Source organism: Nocardiopsis metallicus (genome assembly GCF_014201115.1).
Taxonomy (GTDB): Bacteria; Actinomycetota; Actinomycetes; order Streptosporangiales; family Streptosporangiaceae; genus Nocardiopsis; species Nocardiopsis metallicus.
Map to the genome: position 1 here is coordinate 883764 of NZ_JACHDO010000001.1, position 21838 is coordinate 905601.

General features: G+C 71.8%; 19 protein-coding genes and 1 pseudogene. 13 read left to right on the plus strand and 7 right to left on the minus strand.

Annotation, left to right across the window (positions count from 1 at the left end; all coding sequences use genetic code 11):
* Nucleotides 1-183: 183 nt before the first annotated feature.
* Both HNR07_RS03760 and HNR07_RS03765 read left to right on the plus strand, forming a co-directional pair.
* Nucleotides 184-732 carry a hypothetical protein gene (locus HNR07_RS03760; RefSeq protein WP_184361950.1) on the plus strand — a complete coding sequence of 183 codons (549 nt, stop codon included), beginning with the start codon at nucleotides 184-186 and terminating at the stop codon, nucleotides 730-732.
* Nucleotides 733-1489: 757 nt separating this feature from the next.
* The gene (locus tag HNR07_RS03765; RefSeq protein WP_184361952.1) at nucleotides 1490-4225 is read left to right on the plus strand and encodes a HelD family protein; all 2736 of its coding nucleotides are present in this window, start codon (nucleotides 1490-1492) and stop codon (nucleotides 4223-4225) included.
* Between the two features lie 102 nt (nucleotides 4226-4327).
* Here HNR07_RS03765 and HNR07_RS03770 read toward each other — a convergent pair whose 3' ends face one another.
* Nucleotides 4328-4978 carry a hypothetical protein gene (locus HNR07_RS03770; protein ID WP_184361954.1) on the minus strand — a complete coding sequence of 217 codons (651 nt, stop codon included), beginning with the start codon at nucleotides 4976-4978 and terminating at the stop codon, nucleotides 4328-4330.
* A gap of 431 nt (nucleotides 4979-5409) precedes the next feature.
* Here HNR07_RS03770 and HNR07_RS03775 point away from each other — a divergent pair, with 431 nt between their 5' ends.
* From HNR07_RS03775 to HNR07_RS03785, 3 genes are all read left to right on the plus strand, one after another.
* Nucleotides 5410-5592: a hypothetical protein gene (locus tag HNR07_RS03775; RefSeq protein ID WP_184361956.1), complete on the plus strand. Its 183-nt coding sequence runs from the start codon at nucleotides 5410-5412 to the stop codon at nucleotides 5590-5592.
* Between the two features lie 24 nt (nucleotides 5593-5616).
* Entirely contained in the window at nucleotides 5617-6033 is a 417-nt protein-coding gene (locus HNR07_RS03780) for a DUF7168 domain-containing protein (protein WP_425572578.1), read from the plus strand.
* A gap of 88 nt (nucleotides 6034-6121) precedes the next feature.
* A complete protein-coding gene (locus HNR07_RS03785; protein WP_246420063.1) occupies nucleotides 6122-7180 on the plus strand; it encodes an SEC-C metal-binding domain-containing protein in 1059 nt (352 codons plus the stop codon).
* A gap of 68 nt (nucleotides 7181-7248) precedes the next feature.
* Here the strand turns inward: HNR07_RS03785 and HNR07_RS03790 are convergent, their stop codons facing one another.
* Both HNR07_RS03790 and HNR07_RS03795 read right to left on the minus strand, forming a co-directional pair.
* A complete protein-coding gene (locus tag HNR07_RS03790) occupies nucleotides 7249-7626 on the minus strand; it encodes a DUF1330 domain-containing protein (RefSeq protein ID WP_184361960.1) in 378 nt (125 codons plus the stop codon).
* A 280-nt stretch (nucleotides 7627-7906) separates the two neighbouring features.
* Complete coding sequence (locus HNR07_RS03795) at nucleotides 7907-9178, minus strand: cation:proton antiporter domain-containing protein (RefSeq protein ID WP_184361962.1); 1272 nt, start codon at nucleotides 9176-9178, stop codon at nucleotides 7907-7909.
* Between the two features lie 285 nt (nucleotides 9179-9463).
* On the opposite strand from HNR07_RS03795, the gene HNR07_RS03800 reads away from it, so the two are divergent.
* From HNR07_RS03800 to HNR07_RS03810, 3 genes are all read left to right on the plus strand, one after another.
* Nucleotides 9464-9991: a hypothetical protein gene (locus tag HNR07_RS03800; protein ID WP_184361965.1), complete on the plus strand. Its 528-nt coding sequence runs from the start codon at nucleotides 9464-9466 to the stop codon at nucleotides 9989-9991.
* A gap of 199 nt (nucleotides 9992-10190) precedes the next feature.
* Nucleotides 10191-11786 (plus strand): HD domain-containing phosphohydrolase, encoded by a 1596-nt coding sequence (locus tag HNR07_RS03805; RefSeq protein ID WP_184361968.1) that lies wholly within the window; start codon nucleotides 10191-10193, stop codon nucleotides 11784-11786.
* 173 nt (nucleotides 11787-11959) lie between these two features.
* A complete protein-coding gene (locus HNR07_RS03810; RefSeq protein ID WP_184361971.1) occupies nucleotides 11960-12772 on the plus strand; it encodes an alpha/beta fold hydrolase in 813 nt (270 codons plus the stop codon).
* A 405-nt stretch (nucleotides 12773-13177) separates the two neighbouring features.
* On the opposite strand, the gene HNR07_RS03815 is transcribed toward HNR07_RS03810, so the two are convergent.
* The 3 genes from HNR07_RS03815 to HNR07_RS03825 form a co-directional block, all read right to left on the minus strand.
* A complete protein-coding gene (locus HNR07_RS03815; protein WP_184361974.1) occupies nucleotides 13178-13639 on the minus strand; it encodes a hypothetical protein in 462 nt (153 codons plus the stop codon).
* Nucleotides 13640-13812: 173 nt separating this feature from the next.
* Entirely contained in the window at nucleotides 13813-14322 is a 510-nt protein-coding gene (locus HNR07_RS03820; protein WP_184361977.1) for a TspO/MBR family protein, read from the minus strand.
* Nucleotides 14323-14570: 248 nt separating this feature from the next.
* Nucleotides 14571-15272, minus strand: a complete 702-nt coding sequence (locus tag HNR07_RS03825) for an SDR family NAD(P)-dependent oxidoreductase (RefSeq protein WP_184361980.1) — start codon at nucleotides 15270-15272, stop codon at nucleotides 14571-14573.
* 200 nt (nucleotides 15273-15472) lie between these two features.
* Between HNR07_RS03825 and HNR07_RS03830 the strand changes: the two genes are divergently transcribed.
* Genes HNR07_RS03830 through HNR07_RS03840 form a run of 3 tightly spaced genes read left to right on the plus strand, consistent with a single transcriptional unit; the run spans nucleotide 15473 to nucleotide 18376 of the window.
* The gene (locus tag HNR07_RS03830) at nucleotides 15473-16354 is read left to right on the plus strand and encodes an oxygenase MpaB family protein (protein ID WP_246420065.1); all 882 of its coding nucleotides are present in this window, start codon (nucleotides 15473-15475) and stop codon (nucleotides 16352-16354) included.
* Between the two features lie 47 nt (nucleotides 16355-16401).
* The gene (locus HNR07_RS03835) at nucleotides 16402-16872 is read left to right on the plus strand and encodes a hypothetical protein (protein ID WP_184361983.1); all 471 of its coding nucleotides are present in this window, start codon (nucleotides 16402-16404) and stop codon (nucleotides 16870-16872) included.
* Nucleotides 16873-16879: 7 nt separating this feature from the next.
* Nucleotides 16880-18376 (plus strand): cryptochrome/photolyase family protein, encoded by a 1497-nt coding sequence (locus tag HNR07_RS03840; protein ID WP_184361986.1) that lies wholly within the window; start codon nucleotides 16880-16882, stop codon nucleotides 18374-18376.
* Nucleotides 18377-18506: 130 nt separating this feature from the next.
* On the opposite strand, the gene HNR07_RS03845 is transcribed toward HNR07_RS03840, so the two are convergent.
* Nucleotides 18507-19325: a metallophosphoesterase family protein gene (locus HNR07_RS03845; protein ID WP_184371416.1), complete on the minus strand. Its 819-nt coding sequence runs from the start codon at nucleotides 19323-19325 to the stop codon at nucleotides 18507-18509.
* Nucleotides 19326-19526: 201 nt separating this feature from the next.
* Between HNR07_RS03845 and HNR07_RS34645 the strand changes: the two are divergent.
* Both HNR07_RS34645 and HNR07_RS03850 read left to right on the plus strand, forming a co-directional pair.
* Nucleotides 19527-19769 (plus strand): annotated as a pseudogene (locus tag HNR07_RS34645) (PLP-dependent cysteine synthase family protein); the annotation flags it as partial.
* 659 nt (nucleotides 19770-20428) lie between these two features.
* Nucleotides 20429-21832, plus strand: a complete 1404-nt coding sequence (locus tag HNR07_RS03850) for a family 2B encapsulin nanocompartment shell protein (RefSeq protein WP_184361989.1) — start codon at nucleotides 20429-20431, stop codon at nucleotides 21830-21832.
* The last annotated feature ends 6 nt before the right edge of the window (nucleotides 21833-21838 follow it).

The following is a 21838-nucleotide window of genomic DNA, read 5'->3' on the forward strand; positions in this document are numbered from 1 at the left end:
TGTTCCACCTGCGGAGGAAGTGATCACGGATGGTCCGGACACCTGGAGAGGGCTCGTAGGGGCGCAGAAGGGATCAGGGAACTGCGCGAGCCCGCCGAACGGGTCTGGTGGGAGCAACGGCGTCGGTTCCAACAGAACGGGCGGCGGACACCGACCACGTACCTGCGGCAGGCCGGCGGCGGCGTGGCCGTCGCCTCCGTCGTTGCCTGGCTGGCGGACGACAAGCAGGCCGTGGAGCGGATCGACGAACTCGGTCGCCTGGTCAAGGAGGACGTGTTTCACGGCAGGTTGCGCGAGTTCGCACGGGAGCGGGCCGAGAAGGATCCGGCCTTCACCGAGTACGGTCGCGCGCTGGCGGGGCACTTCTGGTGTGACCTGCTCGTTGAGATCGTCAACGCCTTGGATCGGGGCGCCGAGCTGACGGGCAGGGTCCCCCGCGAGGTCGCGGACGCGGTGTTGGAGCACGAGGACGTCGCTGACTGGGGCCCGGTGCGCAGAAGGCTCGCCCAGGAGGCGCTGGTGTTCCTCTGGAAGGGATTACAGCTGCTCCTGGGGACTGACTTGAGAGTTCTGGTCCTGCAGTCGCGCATCCTCGCGGTTCTCATCTGCCCCGACCCGGGAAGCCACCCCCGCGTCGCCCGGAGCTGTCTGAGGCCGTTGCTGGGAGGAGCCCTGCGCGATCACCTCACCGTTGACGTCAACCCCGAGTGGCTCTGGGCCGACCGTTCCTGACGGCATGGCCGCGGTCACACCGCCGCGCCTGGTCCCGCCCCGCTCGCGTTCGACCACATCGCGTGATGGGCGCTACGGGGAGGACTCCGGTGTACACGCGCAGGGCAGGGCCCTGCCCTCTGTATGGCCGAGAGCGGTGAGGACCCTGCCGTCACGAACCCCACCACCGGATCAAACAGGTGGGGCGTCGGGCGGGAAAGTCGGCCCAGGTGGAAACTGCTTCTGCGGCACTTTCGGTAGGGCGGTCGATGGTCCGGCCTGAGCGCATGGGGCGTGGCGCACCAGATCCACCAAGCCGTGCCGGTTGTCCTTAGGGCCGAAGTGAGCTAGCCGGACAGGAGTCGTTCGCACGGGTCGGTTCCACCTCTTTCCGACCGCCGGGAGGCTCAGGGGAGCCCCTCCTGGCCGGTACCGGTCACCGGGTGTCCGATTAGGGACTATCAGCCGCTGGCTCGATCCCGCGCCCTCGTAGGATCGCCCCCAAAGAGCGCAGAAACCGCGTGACCGGGACGGGCGACGGCTGCGCACGCGAGGCGGAAAGGGGTTCGGTGCACGCCACACCGGAGCGGATCGCCGACAGGTACGAAGCCGTCGACACCATCGGTACCGGGGGTCCGAGGCGCCTCCGGAGGGGCTGCGCCCGGAGGGGCTACGGCACCGTCCACGAACCGCTCGCGGCCCGTACCAAGGTCCGAGGCCACCGGCGCGTGTCCTGGCCCGCCGATCCGGGGCCGTTCCTAGTGCAATCGGGTATCGCATGAGTGCGCCGACGCAGGGGGAGCACTCCCGCGAGGCCGTCATCGCCGAGGAACAGGAGGCGGTCGACCACGCCTACTCGTGCCTGGAGCGCATGAGAGCCGCTACGGCGAAGATGGTCCTCGACCCGGGCGGCGCCAACGCCAAGGACAGCGCCGAACTGCGCCGCGAGCACCAGGAGAGGCTGGAAGCCTACGACGACCTCGCTGACAAGCCCTTGGTGTTCATGCGCGTGGACGTGTCGGCCGATGACGCCGGGGCGGCGGAGAGCTTCTACGTCGGGCGCCGGAACGTGGTTGACGAGGAAAGGGAACGCGTCGTCATCTCATGGACCTCCGAAGCCGCCGTCCGGTGGAGGCAGGCCAGACAGAGTGACCCCGGTGACGTGCGGCTGCGGCGCGTTCTGCACTGTGAACGGCAGCACGTCCGGGGCTTCCACGACGAGATCCATCGTGCGCGCCCCTCCGTCTCCCTGGCCGGACGGAGCTCCCTGGACGCGTCGGCCTCGTCCGTTCCCGCCGACACTCCGGAAGCCCTCGACCCCTTCCTCGCCCGGGAGCTCGACCTGGCCCGTGACGGGCGTATGCGCGACATCGTCGAGACCATCCAGCGCGAACAGCTCGACCTGGTCGCCGACGACCGCCCCGGTGCCCTGATGGTGCAGGGCGGCCCGGGAACCGGTAAGACAGCGGTGGGCCTGCACCGGGTCACCTGGTTGTTGGACAACAGGGGGTGGCGGGCCCAGGACGTCCTCGTTGTCGGTCCGCACCAGGACTTCCTGGATTTCGTCAGTACCGTACTGCCGTCGCTGGGCAGCCGGGGCGTGCGCACCATGGAGCTCTCCCGGATCTGGGGTACGGGGGCCGCGCCCCACGACACCGGCCCGCGGGCCAGGGTCAAGTCCGACCTGCGGATGGCCGAGTTGCTCCGGCGGGCCGTCGAGGACGTCGTTCGCCCGGAGCGGTTGGAGGACTTCGTCGAGTACGGCGCCTTCACCATCAGCGGAGGCGGTATGAGCGCCGGGGTCGAGCAGGCCGACCTCCAACGCTCCTTGGAGGTGGCCCTCGCCCGCCCCGGATCTTTGCGCTACCAGCGCGACGAGTTCCACAAATCCCTGGTCACCGGCCTGTCCGCCCGCGTGATCCGCTCCTTGAGCAAGCAGGAGCGCGAGGACCGGGGCAAGGAGGGGCCCCATTGCGAAGGACCGGACCGGGGACTCCGTGAGGAGACCGTCGTCGACAGCCGCCTCCGCGCCTGGGCTGAGCGGCACCCCCGTGTCGATGCCCTGCTGAAGGCGCTGTGGCCGCTGACCGATGAGGAACGGATCCTGCGTCGTCTGTTCGGCGATCGGGCCGTCCTGGCGAAGGCCGCCCGGGACCTCTTCAGCGAGGAGGAGCAGCGACACCTGCTGAACAAACCCCGTACCAAGGTGGTGTGGTCGCAGGAGGACCGGGTCTGCTTGGAGGAACTGCGCTTCCTCGTCCGGGGTGAGCGGCCCCGCCGCTACCGGCACATCGTTCTGGACGAGGCCCAGGACCTCACCCCCATGCAGGCCCGCTCGCTGGCCCAGCGGTGCCCCGACGGGTCCATGACCGTCCTCGGTGACCTCGCCCAGGCGACGGGCCCGCACAAGTACGCCACCTGGGGGGACTTCGCGCGTTCGCTGGGGGCGGGCCAGTGGCACACCGCCGAACTCCTGGTCGGGTACCGCGTACCCCGCCAGATCATGGAATTCGCCGCCCCCATCGCACGTCGCCACGCCCCGGGGGTCGAGGTTCCCCGTTCGATCCGTGCGCATGGCGCGGACGCGCTGACCCTGCGGCACACGGCGCCGGAACTGCTGTTGGAAGAGCTGGAACGGCGCCTGTGGGAACTGGAGGCCGTTACGGGCGATCAGCGCTCCATCGCCGTCATCATCCCCGAGGACGCGGGCATCTTCGTGGGGGCCGAGGAGGTCGCGGAGGCCGTGGCCGCCAGGGGCAGGAACGCTCGACTGGTGAGGGTGCTGAACGTCCCGGAGGTCAACGGACTGGAGTTCGACCACGTCGTGGTCGTCGAGCCCGCCGCGATCGTCGGCGACGACCAGAACGGGCTGGGGAGCCTCTACGTGGCGCTGACCCGCTCCACCCAGTCGCTGTCGGTCATCCACGCCCGGCCGCTGCCGGCCGAACTGGTCGGGGGCGAGTCGGAGCGGGGCCCATCCGCGGAGACCAGTAGGGCGTCAACGGCCGAGTTCTCCGAGGTGGTGGCGAGACCAGGGGAACCGGAACGGGGCGAGCCGGAGCGGCGCGGGGCCGGGGAGGGGGAGGGCTTCGGGGCGCCCTCGGGCCTGGACGGACTGCGATCGCTCATCGAGCGGGGCGTCGAGCACGAACGTGGCAGCGAGCTCCGACAACGCCTGTGGTGCGCTCTGATGCTCGAACTCCACGGACGCGGACACGCCCCGGAACATGACGGCCTGGTGGACGCGCTCTGCACCGGGCCGGACGGAGACCGCCTGTTCCATGTTCTCGGAGAGGACGGCCACACCTATGAGGGCATGAGACAGGGTGCTCTGCGGGCCAAGGAGGTCGCCCACGTTCACGGTACGGAGGCGGACACCGTCTGCCTGGTGCTGCCGAAGGCCCCCGAACAGGCAGGGGCGGTGGAGGCCGTGCGTGAGATGTTCGGGATCCTCGTCATCTGGCGTGCGGGGCGACGCTGGGCGGGGCCCGACGTGTTTCGGGTCCTGCACTGAAACGCACTCCCGTCTCGGAGGACGTGGTGGGCGGTGCCGGTCCGGTCCTTGGCCTGCGAGCGGAGGCCGCAGGCACACCTGTGCCCGAATCCGGAAAGGGGCTCAACGGGTCAGCGTCCAGTCGCCTTCGGAGGTGATGGCGAGCAGGGCCGAGCCCGCAGACAGGCGCGCCTGGCCCTCGTAGGGGCCGATGGTGTTGACGATCAGGTCCCGGTCGCCGTCCGTGTACGCCCAGATGGCGAAGTTGCTGTCGCCGCTGTGGCTGAGGTCGAGGATGGTGAGCCCGTCGGGTTCCCACTCGAGGACGAGGACGTCGTCGCCGTCTCCTGAAGCCTCGTCGTCATCCTCGGGCCAGGTGTCGGCTTCGTCGAGGGGCTCCAGGGCCACCTCCCACGCGCCGTCCGCGCTGATGTCCAGGGCGGCCAGTTCCTCGCCGACCAGGTCGTTGTACAGAACCGTTCCCTCGTAGGGGCCGATGGTGTTGACGAGCAGGTCCTGGTTCTCCCCCTGGGAGCCCACGGCCCACACGGCGAAGTTGGAGGAGCCGTTGTGGCTGAAGGTGGCCACCCGCGGTTCCTCGTGCACGTCCACTCGGAGGACGGTGTCGCCGACCCCGTCGTAGGACAGGGTCTCGTCGGAGCCGGGTGCGGCGGGTGCCGCCGCTCCGAGCAGGGGGAGGACCAGGGCTGCCAGGGCGGGCAGGCACAGGGCGGCCCCGCGGTCGCGGCGGGTGTCTTCGGTCGTGCCGCGCATGGTGTCACATCCGTCTCCGACCCGGTCCTTCCTGCTGGCCAGGGTGCCGGGGCCTCCCCACCAGGATGAGCCCGAACAGCGGTTTCGGGATCATCCGTGACGGTTTTCAGAGGGAAGCTTTGCGCGCTGGTGCATTCGTGGTGCATTCGTGCTGCCGGAGTGCCCTGACCCGCGGACCAGCCAGGAGTGCCGGTTTTCCACAGGCCTCTGCGGGAGCGCGCCGATTCTGTGAGCATGGAGGTCGAGCACCCCCGAACCCGCGGCCACGAAGGGATTGCCTTTGGCTAAGGCCACCCGGGAGCGTCGCCGGGCCAAGCAGAAGAAGACGCGCGAGCAGCGGCGTCACCTGGCCTCGAACACCGCGAGCGGAGCCTTCGCCGGGCCGTGGCCCCCGCCGGGACGAACTCGTCCTCTCCCTGGTCGGCCAGGCCGTGCGCGGCCTCCACCAGGGCGCGGACGAACCGGAGCCCGAGCTGGTGGCCGTCCTGGCCGTTGAGACGGCTACCGAGTCCGAGGTCGGCGGGCGCCGTCGGCCGCTGGACGCCCCCTACGGGCAACACGAGGCCGTCCTGTTGAACGTGGTCGCCGAAGCCAACGGGTGCCGGTCGGCCTGACACAACCACCTGGGGTCGTGCACGGTGATGGGCCAGGCCGAGCACGTCGACGCCGTGGAGATGCTCTTCACCTCGTTGCTGGTCCAGGCGATGCGGGCGATGCGGCGCGCCGTTTCCACCCGGGACGCGCGGGCCCGGTCCAGGACGCGCTCGTTCCGGAGTTCCTTCCTGTCCGCCTTCGCCGCCCGGATCGGTGAACGCCTCAACGAGTCGGCGCACACCGAACAGGACCGGGCCGTGCACGAGTACGCACGGGACGGAACCGACCTGCTGCCGGTGCTGGCCTCGAAGGAGCGCCAGGTGGAGGAGGCGGTCACTGAGGCCTTCCCCGAGCTGGGGTCGGTGCGGCTGAACCACTCGAACAACGTCTGGGGCTGGCGGGCCGGGCGGGCGTCGGCGGACAGCGCCGCACTGCACACCGGTCAGCGCATCGAGCCCTGAACCGGTGGTGCGCCGTTCGGCGCTGGTCCGGTGTGGCAGTTCGGGTGAACACCGGGCGTGGCCCGGAGCGAGGGGATAGTTTCGCACCATGGACGAGATCTCTGCGCGACCAGCGCTACCCGAGCCGATCCCGCCCGGGTTGTCGAAGGCCCTTGAGGGACTCGACCTTCCCCGCGGGGTCGTGCGCGAGCTGGAGGAGGACCCGGAGGAGGCCGGGACGATCCTTCTGGAGACCGCTTACCAACTCGACCGTTCCGGGCGGCCGGACCAGGCGAGGGAACTCCTGCGAGCACTCCGGGAGCACCCTCCCGTGCCCGAGGACGGACAGCTCGCCTCGATCGAGATCCTGTGGCTGCTGCGCGAGGACGGTGGAGCCGACGCGGTGCGGGAGTCGGAGCGGATACTCGGGGAACTCCTGCGGCCCGGCGGCCTGGAACCGGGGACCGCCGACCTTCTCGCCGAGGGCCTGATGGAGGCGGGAGACCTGGAGCGGGCGCTGCGCTGCGCCAATATCGCCTCCCGTGAGCTGCTGGTCGAACCCGCCGACGCGCTCGTCGACGCCGACACGGGCATGATGCGCCCCCTGGTCATCCGTGCCCGGCTTCGCGGCAAACTGGGGCTGGCCATGGACGAGCACGACGAAGTGGGCCTGGCGGTGGCCAAGCGTCTGCTTCGGGAGAACACGGACCTGGACTGGGGCGAGGACTTCGAGGAACCGGGCGAGGACCTGCCGGGCCGGCGCGGAGGAGCCGTCCCACCGCCCGGCCGCCTCAGGGGGATCCAGGTTCTCGTCCGGCGCGGCGACTTCGACAGGGCGCGCTCGCGGGGCCTGCTCACCGATGACACCGCCGCGCAGGGGCCGGACCGCTACTTCAGGGCGGCCGAACAGGTCCTGCGGGACTCATCCGAGGCGAGCTTCGGGGCGTCCTTCCACACGGTCCTGTTCGGTGCCGACGAGATGGCGGACTTCGCGGCGGCCCGGGACCTGGACCCCGCTGACGCGGACACCCACCGGGCCTGGGCACACTCCGAGATCCCCGACGGTTCCCCGCGTCTGCTGGCCTGGCCGCCGGGGCGCAACGAGGCGTGCTGGTGCGGTTCGGGCCGCAAGTACAAGAAGTGCTGTGGTTCCCCGGCCCGCACCTGAGGCAGGCACGGGTGCGAAGCCCTCCCCGGCGCCGCGCACCGTGTCCGCGGCGCCCTCTTCCGGCCTGCTCAGGACTTGCGGCGCGGGACCCAGGGGTCGGTGGGCTGGAGCACGGCCTCGCTCAGGGCCTGGGAGCGCAGGTGGGTGATCTCCTGGTACTCGGGGTCGGCGACCATGCGGCTGAAGGCCTCCCGGCTTGGGTAGCGCACGAGTAGTACCGCGTCCCAGTCCTGGCCCTCCTCGGCGACCAGGGGGGTGGCTCCGTCGCCCGCGTAGAGCAGTTCGGCGCCGTATTTGCCCAGCAGGCGCCCCGCCCGCCGGGAGTACTCCTGGTACGAGGCGCGGCCGCCGGGGGCGAAGCGCAGCAGGTTGAGCATGACGAAGGGTCCGTCGGGCCCCTCGTTCAGCATTCTCGCGAGGTCGGGTCCGGTGGGGTCGACTGCCATGGGTGGCTCCTTGCCGTGGGGGAGGGCGTGGCCGGACCCCGTCCGCATCGGGGCGCCGGGGAGCCCGGTGGGCGCCCATTATGACAAACCGTCCGGTCGGTATCTTTCGGGGGTGCTGTTTGCGTTGCCCGAACCACGAGAACCCCCTCGTTTTCCGAACCGCCGCCAGCCCGAACCACCGCCCGCCCGGACCGACCGCCCTGTTTCCGTCCTCCGCCGACACCGCCCTCTTCGTCGCCTGAGGGCCCGGCGCCCGGATCCGGACCACTCTTGCCCCTCATCACTCCGGGTGGTGGCGCGGACCGTGCCAGCGGTGGTGGTGTTCGGTCATGTCCTGGTGTTCGGGGGCCGAGGGATGGTAGCCGCCCGCGCGGCGGGCGAAGGCGCGCGTCCACGGCGCCGCGGTGATCCCGTGCGCGTAGACGCTGATCAGCACGGTCACACCGGCCACGAGCAGGACCTGCTCGCTCACCCCGCCCCCACCCTGCTCGGCCACCATCAGCGCGAAGAGGATGGAGGCGAGCCCGCGCGGGCCGAACCAGCCCAGGAAGAGCACCGTCTCCGTTCGCAGGCCCGCGCCCAGGCTCGCCAGGGCCACGGCGAAAGGGCGCACGACGGTGAGGCTGAGCACCGCGTACGCCACGACGTGCCAGTCGACCTCTCCCAGCCTTGGGCCGATGACCAGCGCGCCGAAGAGGGTGAAGGTGACCATGCTCAGCAGCTCGCCCTCGCGCTCGGCGAACTGGTGCACGAAGTGCCGGTGGTCTCCAGCCGACATACCGAACGCGAGCCCGGCGGCGAAGGCCGCGAGGAAGCCGTTGCCCGCCACGGCTTCTGCCCCGGTGTAGGTCAGCACCGCCAGGGCGAGCGGGTACAGGCGCCTATGGGTGGCGTTGACCCACCCCGCCCCGTCCACGCGGGTGAGCAGCCAGCCGCCGGCTCCGCCCGCCGCCACACCCACCAGCAGGCCCAGGCCGATCTGCTGCGCGGCGAAGCCCGCCCATGAGGCGGAATCGCTCATGCCCCCCGAGCCCACCGCCAGCGCGGACAGGATGACGACCGAGGGCAGGGCGATGCCGTCGTTGAGGCCGCTCTCCACGTTGAGGGTCTGCCGGATACGCACGGGCAGGCGACGGTCGGCGACCATGGCCGAACCCAGCGCGGCGTCGGTCGGTACCAGTACGGCGGCGAGCAGGGCCGCCCCCGCGATCCCCAGCCCCGGGAGCACACCGTAGGCGAGGGCCGTTCCGAGACCGATCCCGAGCGGCATGCCCACGCCCAACAGCCGCAACGGCAGCCGGAACTCGCGGCGCAGGGCGCCCAGGTCGACGCGGACCGCGTCGGTGAACAGCACCAGCACCAGTGTGGCCTCGGTGAGCAGTCTCATGGCCTCACCGGTCACCGTGCCGGTCAGCAGTCCCAGGCCGCCCGCCCCCAGGGCCAGCCCCGCGGTGGTGAACACCATCGGGGCCGTCAACCAGGTTCCCTGGGTGCGTCCGGAGATCAGCGCGTAGCCCAGGAACAGCGCCGCCAGGACGAGGAGGTCGGTCACCGTGCTCCGCCTTTCCCCGCGTACGTGTCCCCGGCCGGGGCGGAACGACGCTCCCGCGCCCCGCGGTGTCGGTTCCGATCGTGCCACGCGGGGGCACGGGAGCGGTGCTGACGCTCAGGCGCGGCAGGGGATTCCCGGTTCTGCGGCAGTTCGGCGGCGGTCAGCGCGAACACCGCCGCGCGGGGCGACCTGCCCCTGGCGTCCCGGCTCTTGACGTCCCCGGCCCCGGGAACTCCCTTGCCGGTCCCCTGCCGCACGGCGAACCCCTCCCGGACAATGGTGCGGATGAAAGCCCGATACGCCGTCCCCGCCTTCGCCGCCGGGATCACCTCCCTCGCTGTCCTCTTCCCCGGCCTCGACGTGATGGGCGCCGGTTCCACGACCCCCAGCCTGGGCTGGTTCGCCTTCCTCTTCGTGCTGACCACGCTCATGGGAGCGCTCGCCGTGCTCAGGTGGCGCCGGGTAGCCAGGAACCCCCTCACGAGGGTTCCGCCGCCGCCGACGGACCCGCGCGTCCCCTTCGTGCTCTACAACGAGGCTGATCCGGAGGGTACCCAGGCCCCCTTCTACTCCGGGCCCACCGAGCAGGACAGGCCCGCCCGTGCCCCCGCCACACCCGAGCACGGCCGTGTCCTGCGGCTGCTGGCCGGGGCACCGGAGCAGGCCCTGACCACCTCCGCCGCGACGGAACTCACCGGCCTGCCCGCCGAGCGGCTGATCCCCGTACTGGCCGACCTGACCCGCGCACGACTGGTGGATCGAGATGCCGTAGCCGGTCTGTGGCGCGTCACCGAGCACGGCCGGAACGCATGAGCCAGCGCCGGGAGGCTGCACGTGGGCGCGTTCGTTCCGACCGGGGCGCGCATCGGCCTCCGGATCGGCGAACGGCTCTCCTGCCCACCCGCTGGTGCGGGCCGTGCGGGCCTTCGAGCGGCTACAGCACCGTGACCGCGGGTCCACCACGTGCCCCGCGGGTAGGGACGACGGTGCGAGGGGAAGCGGGGGTGGTCCGATGGGGGCCGACGCGCAGTGGCAGGGTGAACCCGGATCGGACGTGCGCCTGACGGACCTGCTGTGCGGGCTCACCCTGGTCATCGACCTGGGCATGGCCCACCGCCCCGGGGAGTCGCTGCGCTCGGGGCTGGTGGCCGCGGCCTTCGCCCGGGACCTGGACCTCGGTTCCGCTACCGTCGCCGACATCCACCACACCGCCCTGCTGCGCCATGTGGGCTGCACGGCCTTCGCCCACGAGGCAGCCCTGCTGCTGGGCGGCGACGACCGGCGGGTCAACGCGGCCGGGGCCAGGACCGACTTCTCCGACGCGCGCGACATCCTCGCCACGTTCCTGCCGGGCCTGTGGGAGGGGGAGGGACTCGCGCGACGTGTGCGCCTGGCCGCCGCCACCCTCCGCGCCGGGCCCGTGATGGAAGGGCCGGGCCGCCGCGCCAACTGCGAGGTCGCCGCGCAGATGGCCGACCGGCTCGGCCTGGGGCCGGGGGTCGCCGACGCCCTCAGCCAGACCTTCGAGTGGTGGAACGGCGGGGGAGGCCCCGTCGGGCTCGCCGGGGAGGACGTCTCGATCGTCACCCGGGTGACGCACGTGGCCACCACGGCCGTGCTCTTCCACGGCCTGGGCGGCGGTGAGGCCGCCTTGGCGGCCCTCGACCGCCGGTCGGGCAGCCTCCTGGACCCCGACCTGGTCGCGGACTTCCACAGCTACGGGCCCCACCTGTTGGAGGAGGCCGCCGCGGCCGACCCCGGGCCCGCCCTGCTGGAGGCCGAACCCCGCCCGGTGCGTCGGCTGACCACGGCGGGGCTGGCGGAGGCGGTCGCCGCCTTCGGTGACATGGTGGACCTGAAGACCCCCTACCTGCACGGGCACTCGGCGGCGGTGGCGGAGCTGGCCCACGGCGCCGGGACCCGTCTGGGCCTGACCGAGGCCGGGGACGGGCGGCTGCGCGCCGCCGGGCACACCCACGACCTCGGTCGGGCGGGCATCGCCTCCGGGGTCTGGGACCGGCCCGGGCCGCTGCGGGAGACCGAGCTCGAACAGGTACGGCTGCACGCCTACTACAGCGAGCGCGTCCTGCGCCGCTGTCCGCCGTTGAGCGGGATCGCCGCGCTGGCCGGCGCCCACCACGAGCGCTGCGACGCGAGCGGCTACCACCGGGGCCTGAGCGCGGAGCGGCTTCCCATGGCGGCGCGTGTGCTGGCCGCCGCCGACGAGTTCGCGGCGCTGCGGTCGGCCCGGCCGCACCGCCCCGCGCTGGGCCCGGACCAGGCCGCCGCACTGCTGTTCGAGCACGCCCGCGCCGGTGCCCTGGACCCCGAGGCCGTCCGAGCCGTCCTCGCCTGCTCCGGAAGGGGAGGCGGCCCCGACCCCCGCCCCGCCCCCGCCTGGCCCGCCGGTCTCACCGACCGCCAGGTCCAGGTCCTGCGCCTGTTGTGCGAAGGGCTCACCAACCGGCAGATCGCCCGGCGCCTGGACGTCTCACCGCGCACCGCCGAACACCACGTGCAGGACGTCTACACCAAGATCGGCGTCTCCACCCGCGCCTCGGCCGCCATGTTCGCCATGCGCCACCCGGTGCTGGCCCCCGCCCCCTGAGGTGAACGAACTCCCGTACCCGCGCGCGGTCCGCGCAACCGCGCCCACGGCGGTCCGCCCACCGGCGGGACCACTGGGTAGAACTACCGATGTGTCATCGCCCCACCGCGGCGCACGCTGGAGTCACAGCGGCGGACACCCTCCGCCCCCGGACCACCGGCGAGGCGATCACCATGACGATCCCGACCACACTCCACAGCGCCGCCTCACCCGACGGCACCGTCATCGGCTTCACGTCCACCGGCTCCGGACGGCCCCTGGTCCTCGTGCACGGCGGCACCGCCGACCGCCGCCGCTGGACTCCGGTCCTGCCGCTGCTGGAGCGCGGCCACCGGGTCCACGCCGTCGACCGGCGCGGTCGCGGCCTCAGCACGGACGGCGCCCACTACACGATCGAGCGCGAGTACGAGGACGTGGCCGCCCTCGTCGACGCCCTCGCCCGGGAGGGCGGCGGCGGGGTCGACGTGCTGGGCCACTCCTACGGGGCCCTGTGCGTCCTGGGCGCCCTGGGGCTGACTTCGTGCCTGCGCCGCGTCGTCCTCTACGAGCCGCCGCTCAACGCCGCGGGGCGGATCCCCGCCGAGGTCGTCTCCGAACTCGACTCCCTGCTCGCCCGGGGACACAACGCCGAGGCGGTCGCCTACTTCTTCCGTACGGTCGTGGGCATGCCGGAGCGCGAACTGGACCTACTCCGCGCGCTGCCCGCCTGGCGGGACCGGGTCGCGGCGGCGCCCACCATCGCCCGGGAGCTGCGGGCGGCCGACGCCTACCGCTTCGACCCCGCACGCCTGCGCGCGGTGACCTGCCCCGTCCTCCTCCTACTGGGCGGGGACAGCCCCGCGCCGGTGCGGGAGGACGCCCGGATGCTGGCCCGCGCGCTGCGCGGCTCCCGTGTGCATGTCCTGCCCGGACAGCGGCACGTGGCCATGGACACCGCTCCGGAGCTGTTCGCCCGTGCGGTCACCGCGTTCCTCGACCAGCGGTAGGGGGTGCGGGAATCATGACCGTCGACGGCCCGGCCCGAACGCGCCTCCGGGGCCGGACTTCTTCCACCACAGCGCCTCGGACCGCCTGGCAGTCCTGTTCGGTTCGGCGGGCCTGCGGGACGCCGAGGCCACCGCGGTGGAGTTCACCCAGCGGCTGACGGGCAAGGACGGCCCCTGGGAGGGCGCCATGTCGGGCACGGCCCGCATCCCGGCCCCGCACCAGGGCCGGGATGCGGGCCACGCGCGAACGGATCCGCGCCGAACCCGACAGGCTCCTGGGGCCGTTCACCGACACCTGCGGCGCTCTGGCGCTGCCCGTCTCGGCCCTGGCGGCAGCGCGCCGCACTGACCCGCAGGCGCCGGAGCGGGCGGCTTCGGAACGGGGAGGCGGCGAGCCCCGGCCCGTCAGGGGCGGCGGTACTCCCCGTTCAGGTAGTGGCCCGCGACACCGTCCGCCTCCTCGGTGACCGCGTTGTTCAGGTTGGTGTCCCAGCCCTGGTCCAGCAGCCAGAGGTGGACGGCCTGGCGTTCGGCCGTGATCCGGCGGTAGGCGTCGCGGGCCCTGGCGTAGCGTTCCTTGCGGGCGGGGCGTTCGCGCCGCAGCTCCCGCCGGGCCTGTGCGACCCGGCGTCCGTAGTACTCCTCGACGATCGCGGCCGCGTTGAGGTGGCTGAGGAAACCCTCTTCCTGCCAGGCCGCCAGTTCGCGTGCGCGCAGCGCTTCCAGTTCCTGGCCGGGAACGTCGGCCGCCCGGCCGTCGGCCCGCGCCGCGCGTGAGAGGTTCTGGGTGTTCTCCAACCTGCCGGTGAGGAAGTCCTCGATCGCCGCCAGTGCCGTGGATCGCGTGTCCTGTGTCTCCGAAGCCATCGTCGCCCCCGGTTGCCCGGTGCCCCCGTTTTCCTGGATTGCCGGTGAGCGCGGCCGGGCCGCGCGCTACTGGTGACCAGGTTCCCACGGCGGCGCGGTTGGGTGGTGCGCGACGGCGGGATTTCGCTCTTTCCCCTGTCCTGCGGTTTCCCCGGCGCGGGCGCCGGGGCGGTTCAGCCGCCGGTGTTGAGCTGCCAGATGGAGAAGTTGAGCGCGGTCGCGAACACCGTCCAGGCCCAGTAGGGCACCAGCAGGGCCGCGGCCCAGCGGGAGACGCGGGAGAACAGGACGATGGTCGCCGACAGCGTCACCACCAGCAGCACGATGTCGACCAGCGCGGTGCCGCGGAGTCCGGCGGCGAAGAACAGCGGCGTCCACGCCGCGTTCAACACCAGTTGCACGGCGAACAGGGACAGTTCGGTCCGAGCGCCCCGCCAGCCGCGTTCGCGCCAGACCAGCCAGCCGGAGAGCGCGATCATCGCGTAGAGAACGGTCCACACGGGTCCGAAGAGCCAGGAGGGCGGCGCCCAGGGGGGCTGTTGCAGAGCAGCGTAGTCTCCGGCGGTGCCGGGGCTGGAGAGCACGCCGATGAGCGCGGCCGCGGTGACGGCGGCGGCGAACACCGCGGCCGCGATCAGTGAGGCCCCGAGCGAGGAGCGGCCGGGTGCGGTCCTTGTGGTCATGGCATCTCCTGTCGACGGTGTGCGGGCACTTCTCAGGCGGGGCCGGGGCCCGTGGGAGGACGCGCCAGCTGTTCGGCAACTTTACTCTATAACCGAGCTTCTTGGAAAACGTGCTATTTCTGCCAAGTCGGTACGAACCATCGCTGGGCGCGTTCGGAGCACCTCTGCCGAGTCCGCCCCGGGCCGCGGCCGACACGCCCAGCGCCCTGCTGCGCCCGCGGGGAGCGGGCCCGGGCCGGAGCGGCCGACTACCTGACCCGGAGCTCGCGCTCCTGCGGATCGAACGCCAACCGCCTTGCACCGGACCGCAGTGCGCTCATCAGCGCCTCGACCAACGCGTCCACGGAGAACGGCTCCGGCAGCCTCGCCGGCGGCGCACCGGCCACGGCCCGGTGCGCGAGGCCGGTGTCCATGTGCGGGGCCCGGATGTCCAGGACGGACACCTTCTTGCGGCGGTACTCCGCGCGGGAGGCCTGCAACCACGCGGACAGGGCGGACTTGCTGGCCGAGTAGGTGGCCATGCCCGCGGTCGGGTAATCCGCGGTCACGGCCGTGATCACCGCCACCGATCCGCCCGGCTCCAGTTCCTTCAGCGCCGCGCGCAGCATAGTCATCGGGGCCAGCGCGTTGACCTGGAACACGTGCTCCGTCACCCAGTCCTCGGTGTCGGCCTCGGGACCGAAGGCCACGACGCCGAAGGCGACGATCAGCGCGTCGAGTCCACCGAGTTCCCCGGCCGCTCGGGCGACGACCGCCGCGCAGCTCTCGCTGTCCAGGGCGTCGAAGACCAGGGTGGCGGCGCCGGTCTCGGACGCCAGGGCCTCCAGTGCGTCCTCGTCGCGTCCGGCGAGCACGAGCCGGGCGCCGTCGGCGCTCAGCGCCCGGCTGATGTGTCCTCCGAGTACACCCGTGGCTCCGGCCACGAGTACACGCGAGCCCTCGATCTCCATGCGGCCAGTATTTCCGCATCACGTGCCCGGGCCACCCTCCGACACGCCCCGGCGGCACCGACCGCCCCCAGGGGCTGGGGCACCGGCGCGTAGCCGGTCACCTTCGCCGCTCACCCCGCCGGTGGCCCCTGCCGAACGGACCGGACCCTCGTTGCCCGATCAGCCCGACGCGGCGGCGGGGCCTGCCCCATACTGGTGTCATGAGTGATCCCGTCGTCACCCGAACCGCCCCGCGGTCGCCGCGGGCGCGCGCGGGCGCGTGGTTGTTCGCCCGTGTGGCCGGGTCCCAGGGACTCGCCAACCGCGCCCGTATCCACGGGGCGCCGGGACCGCGCTGGTTCGGGCCCGAACGCCCGATCCGGCGCGTGCACGGCGACGCGGCGATGTTCGTCGGCGGTGTACGCGCACTGCTGCTGCAATCCCTGCACCCGCTGGCGATGGCCGCGGTCGCCGCCCACTCGGGGTACCGGGGCGACCCGTGGGGCCGGCTGCAGCGCACCAGCACCTTCCTGGCCGTGACCACCTACGGCACCGACACCGACGCCTCGAACGCGGTGGAGCGGGTCCGCCGCGTTCACGCCACCGTGCGCGGCACCGCCCCTGACGGGCGTGAGTACCGCGCCGACGACCCCCACCTCCTGGGCTGGGTGCACGTCGCCGAGGTCGAGAGCTTCCTGTCGTGCCACCAGCGCTACGGTGCGCGGCCCCTGGACCGGTCCGGCTGCGACGCCTACGTCGCCGACACCGCCCGGATCGCCGAGGCCCTGGGCGTCATCGCACCGCCGAGGAGCACCGCTGAACTCCGCCAACGCCTGGCCGCCTACCGGCGCGAGCTGAGGGCGACTCCGCAGGCCCGTGAGACCGCCCGGTTCCTGCTGCGCGACCCGCCCCTGCCGCCGGTCGCCCGACCGGCCTACGCGGCGCTCGCCGCCGGGGCGGTGCGGGGGCTCCCGCCGTGGGCGCGCCGCGAGCTCGGCCTGCCCGAGCCCTCCGGCCCCGGCGCCCTCATCGGTCCGCTGGCCGCGGGTGTCGCGGTGCGCGGCATCCGGTGGGCCATGGCACCGGACACCCCGGACCACTGAGACCGCTTCGGCACGCGCCGCCGACCAGAAGAACGGACGGGACCCCTGTGGCCTGCGAACACGAGCGCTTCCGATCGGGCGGCTCCGCGGTCTCTCCGGCCCGAACCGGCAGGGCGCTCCTGCGCGCCTTCCCCCGCGTCATGGGGGCGGTCACCGTCGGCTACGCCCTCCTCGTCCTGATCGACCCCGCGGTGATGACCGGGGCGATCGGCCTCTCGCAGGACGGCGTCGATCCGGACCTGGCACTGCTCACCCGCACCATGCTGGTGCGGGATCTGGCCTGCGGCCTGGCCATGGTGTTCGTGCCTGCGGGCTGGCCCCTGCTCACCGCCATCGCGATCCGGGTCGCCTCCGACCTCGGGGACGCCCTCATCATGGGCACCGCCCTGCCCACCGACGCCGACCGCACCGCCGCACTCCTGGTCGCCGGCGGGTTCGGCCTGCTGTGCGCGCTCAGCGCCCTGGGCGCGCGACGTCGCCCCGACCCTGCCGACCCTTCCGGAAACCGACGGAAATGAGCTCTTCATGGACCGACAGCGGCCACTGTGGCTGTTCGGCGACCAACTCGGCAGGCACTTCCACAGCGCCGGCGGTGCCCCCGACCGGCCGATCCTGCTGATCGAGTCCGAACTGGCCCTGCGCCGGCGCGCCTACCACCGGCAGAAGCTGCACCTGGTCCTGGCGGCCATGCGCGGGCTCGCCGACGATCTGGGCGACCGGGTCACGTTGGTCCGGGCCGCGACCTACCGAGAGGGCCTGCGCCGGTTCGGCCGCCGGGTGGACGTGCACGAGCCCGGCTCACACGCCGCCCTGGCCCTGGTCGAACGCCTGCGCGCCGAAGGGATGGTCGGTGACGTCCTGCCCTCACCCGGGTTCGCGCTCGGGCGCTCCGACTTCGCCCGGTGGGCGGACGCGCGGTCGGGCTTTCGGATGGAGGACTTCTACCGGGACCAGCGCCGCCGGTTCCAGATCCTGATGGAACCGGACGGTGAGCCGACCGGCGGCCGGTGGAACTTCGACAAGGACAACCGCCAGGGCCCGCCCAGAGGCGCCGTCACACTCGGCGTTCCCCCTCCCTGGCATCCCCGCGAGAACGGCGTCGACGACCAGGTCAGGCACGACCTCGACCTGCTCTGCCAGGAGAGCGGAAGCAAGGTGGTGGGGCGCGACGGCCCGCGCCTGTTCGCGGTCGGCCAAGCTGAGGCCCAACGCGCGCTGCGCCGTTTCCTCGACGAACGGCTCCCGACGTTCGGCACCCATCAGGACGCGATGCTGGGAGCCGACTGGAGTATGTCGCACTCCCTGCTGTCGGTACCGCTGAACCTGGGGCTGCTGGACCCGCTGGCGGTCGTCGAGGCCGCTGAGCTCCGCTACCGGCAGGGCAGGGCGCCGCTCGCGGCCACCGAGGGATTCGTCCGCCAGGTCCTGGGCTGGCGGGAGTGGACCTGGCACCTGTACTGGCACCTGGGCCCGGACTACGCGCGCGGCAACCGGCTCCGGGCTCGCGCAGCGCTTCCCGCCTGGTGGCGCGAACTGGACCCCGGCCAGATCCGGGCGCAGTGCCTGAGGAAGGCCATGGGCGGTGTCCGTGACCGGGGCTACGCCCACCACATCGAACGGCTGATGGTGCTGGGCAGCCATGCCCTGCAGCGGGGGTTTCGCCCCGACGAGCTCAGTGAGTGGTTCGCAGCCTCCTTCGTCGACGGCTTCCCCTGGGTGATGGCCACCAACGTGATCGGGATGAGCCAGTACGCGGACGGCGGGATCGTCGCCACCAAGCCCTACACCTCGGGCGGCGCCTACATCAACCGGATGAGCGACCACTGCGGCTCCTGCGCGTTCGACCCGAAGGTACGGCTGGGACCGCGGGCCTGCCCCTTCACCGCCGGGTACTGGGCGTGGATGAAGCGCAACGAGGCCGAACTAGCCGACAACCACCGGATGAGGCAGCCTCTCGCCGGGATGCGCCGGTTGCCAGACCTGGATGCCGTCATCGAGCAGGAGCGGTACAGGCAGGGGTAGCGCGCCGACCCGGAGGCGGTTCCTGCGAGTGACCGGGAAGCAGTGGGGCCGTGCTCCGTCGACCCCGGACAGCCGGACCCCGGCCGTGCCTACGGCACCATCCGCGATCTCCCGAGACCGGTCCCCGCTCCTACGACAGCACCAGCCGCGGACCCCCCGGCGGCTCGGGGCGGGGCTCCCACTCGCGCGGATAGCCCAGTGAGACCTCGGTGTGCGGGACCCCGTCGACGCTGATGGTGCGGGGGATGTGCAGATGGCCGTAGACGACCGCGCGGGCCCGGTAGCGCAGGTGCCAGTCGGCGGTCTCCTCGGTGCCGCACCACTGGGCGAACTCGGGGTGGCGCAGCACCCGGGTGGGTTCGCGCACCAGCGGGTAGTGGTTGACGAGCACCGTGGTCATATCCGGGGACAGCGAGTCCAGCCGGGCGCGTGTGTACGCCAGCCGCGCGCGGCACCAGGCATCCCGCCCCGGGTGCGGGTCGGGGTGCAGCAGGTACTCGTCGGTGCACACCACGCCGCTGGCGTGCGCCGCGGCCAGGGCCTGGGCCTTGGTGCGGGCGCCCTCCGGTCGGAAGGTGTGGTCGTAGCCGATGAACAGGGGAACCACCGTCACCGGGCCGTCGGCGCCCTCCCACACGGGGTAGGGGTCCTCGGGGGTGTGCACGCCCAGCGAGCGCAGGCCCTCGACCAGGTACAGGTACCGTTCCTCGCCACGCAGCCGGACGGGATCCGCGGGCAGCGTCCACAGGTCGTGGTTGCCCGGAACCCACACCACGGTGGCGAACCGGGAGGCCAGCGCCCCCATGGTTTCGAGCACCTCGTCGGCGGTATCGGCCACGTCCCCGGCCACGAGCAGCCAGTCCTCGTCCGAGGACGGCACCAACGCCTCGGTGAAGGCGCGGTTGGCCTCGTACCTGACGTGCAGGTCGCTGATGGCGAACAGGCCCACGGCCACCGCCCTTCCGTGTCGACGCCGGATCGCGGCCACACTATCCGGTCGCGGTCCCGCCTGATCGTGTGAGGCGGCGAAGCCGAAACCGCCCGCGCCGACAGGGATCTTTCCACGAAAGGAAGGCGCGACCCCGGCACCGGTCAGTGGTTCGCTCTCCCCGACGTGTCCCCCGGCACAGGATCCGGGTAGCCCCGCCCCATGACCGCGGCACAGAGCCCACAGGGCACGGCGACCGTCACCACACGGATCACCGACAACTGCGACGGCCGCAAGCGGGCATGGGTGAAGGAGGCGGTCCGACTGCCGCCCGCCGACGCCACGCGTTCGGTGGACGCGCACGTCTTCCGGTTCCCGCCCCTCAGGAGTGGGGCGCCGACCTCTACGTCGTGGACGAGTCCGTCCACCGCTTCCGGCAGCCTGAAGCACCGTATGGCGCGGGCGCCTCTCGCGAGGGTCCTGGGGATCGCCGGGCCGGGAGGTCCCCGCCGACGACGGCCGGTCCCTCCTCCGGGTGCGCCTGGTGCCAGCTCTCGGGGCCGCCGACACGGACGTGCTGTCCTGCTGATCCGGAACCGGGGCCTCAGGCTCTGGCATCAGGTTCCTCGTGGAAAAACGAGGAGTGGAATGGCTGGTATGCGCATTTTGAATCATTCACTGGAGTGACCGAAACATAGCGTGTTCGGTTGACTCAGAACCTCGAATCATCGGGTCTCCGGTCGGCTTTCTGGTGAACTATGGGATGAGTTGGATTATTTGTCGCATTGCTGCTGTATTGGGGTTTTGTCGGGGTGCATGGTCGACATTCGTGCTGTTCATAGGGTTTTCTTGTTGATTTGATCTGAATTGAGCTGGCTATTTGTGTCGATGGTCTGATTCGGTTATCGGATTTGCGTGGGTGGTCCTTCTGCTGTCTGAAAAGGTTGTTCCTGTTCTCTTGTCTTGCTGTTTCTCGTAGAGTGATCCGCGGTTTGCGGGGCTCGGTCCGGAAGGCGTCGGAGCGGGTCGGGCTACCCCGCATTCCATCCCCTTGACCCTCTCGATCCGTTCACCGCGGCCTCCGCGGAGCACGGGTACGAACAGCACGAGGAGAGACACCGCCGATGTCGATCGATTCAGCGCCCGAAGTAAGCACCAGCCAGCAGAAGAGCCTGGCGACCGCGGCCGCTCGGAACCTGGCCACCACCACCAAGTCCGCTCCGCAGATGCAGGGCAAGAGCTCCCGCTGGCTGCTGAAGACGCTGCCGTGGGTTCAGACCGACGGCGGCGCCTACCGGGTCAACCGCCGCCTGACCTACACCATCGGCGACGGCCGGATCGACTTCGTGCAGACCGGCTCCCAGGTGCGCGTCATCCCCCGGGAACTGGGTGAGCTGGCCGTACTGCGCGACTACGACGACATCGAGGTCCTGGAGGCCCTGGCCGGACGCTTCGTCCAGCGGGAGTTCGAGCCCGGGGAGGTCCTGGCGCAGGAGGGGACCTCCGCGGACCACCTCTACCTGATCGCGCACGGCCGGGTGCACAAGACGAGCAACGGGGCCTACGGCGAGACCAACAGGCTCGGCACGCTGGCTGACGGCGACCAGTTCGGTGAGCGCTACCTCCTCGACACCGAACCCGACTGGGAGTTCACCGTCAAGGCGGCCACCGCGGGCACCCTGCTGGAGCTGCCGCGTCAGGAGTTCATCGCGATCCTGGACGACTCGCCGAGCCTGCAGGCGCACGTCCAGCGGTACCTTTCCGTGCCCGGCCAGCGCCAGAACAAGCACGGCGAGGCCGAGATCGCCCTGTCCTCGGGTCACTCCGGCGAGGTCGAGCTGCCCGGCACCTTCGTGGACTACGAGCTCAAGCCCCGCGAGTACGAGCTGAGCGTGGCCCAGACCGTGCTGCGCGTACACACCCGGGTGGCCGACCTCTACAACAAGCCGATGAACCAGACCGAGCAGCAGCTGCGGCTGACCGTGGAGGCCCTGCGCGAGCGCCAGGAGTACGAACTGGTCAACAACCGCGAGTTCGGCCTGCTGCACAACGCCGACTTCAAACAGCGCATCCAGACCCACTCCGGCCCGCCCACCCCCGACGACCTCGACGACCTGATCAGCATGCGGCGCGGCACCCAGTTCATGTTCGCCCACCCGCGCGCCATCGCGGCCTTCGGCAAGGAGTGCAACAAGCTCGGACTGAACCTCGGCACCGCGGACGTCAACGGCCACCACCTGCCCGCCTGGCGCGGGATCCCGATCCTGCCCTGCGGCAAGATCCCGGTCTCGGAGCACCACACCTCGTCCATCATCGCCGTGCGCACCGGAGAGGACAACGAGGGCGTCATCGGCCTGCACCAGACGGGGCTGCCCGACGAGGTCGAGCCCGGACTCAACGCCCGCTTCATGGGGATCGACGGCCAAGCGCTCATCTCCTACCTGGTGAGCACCTACTTCTCCGCCGCGGTCCTGGTACCGGACGCGCTCGGCGTCCTGGAGAACGTCGAGGTCCGTCCCCGTGCCTGAGGGCCC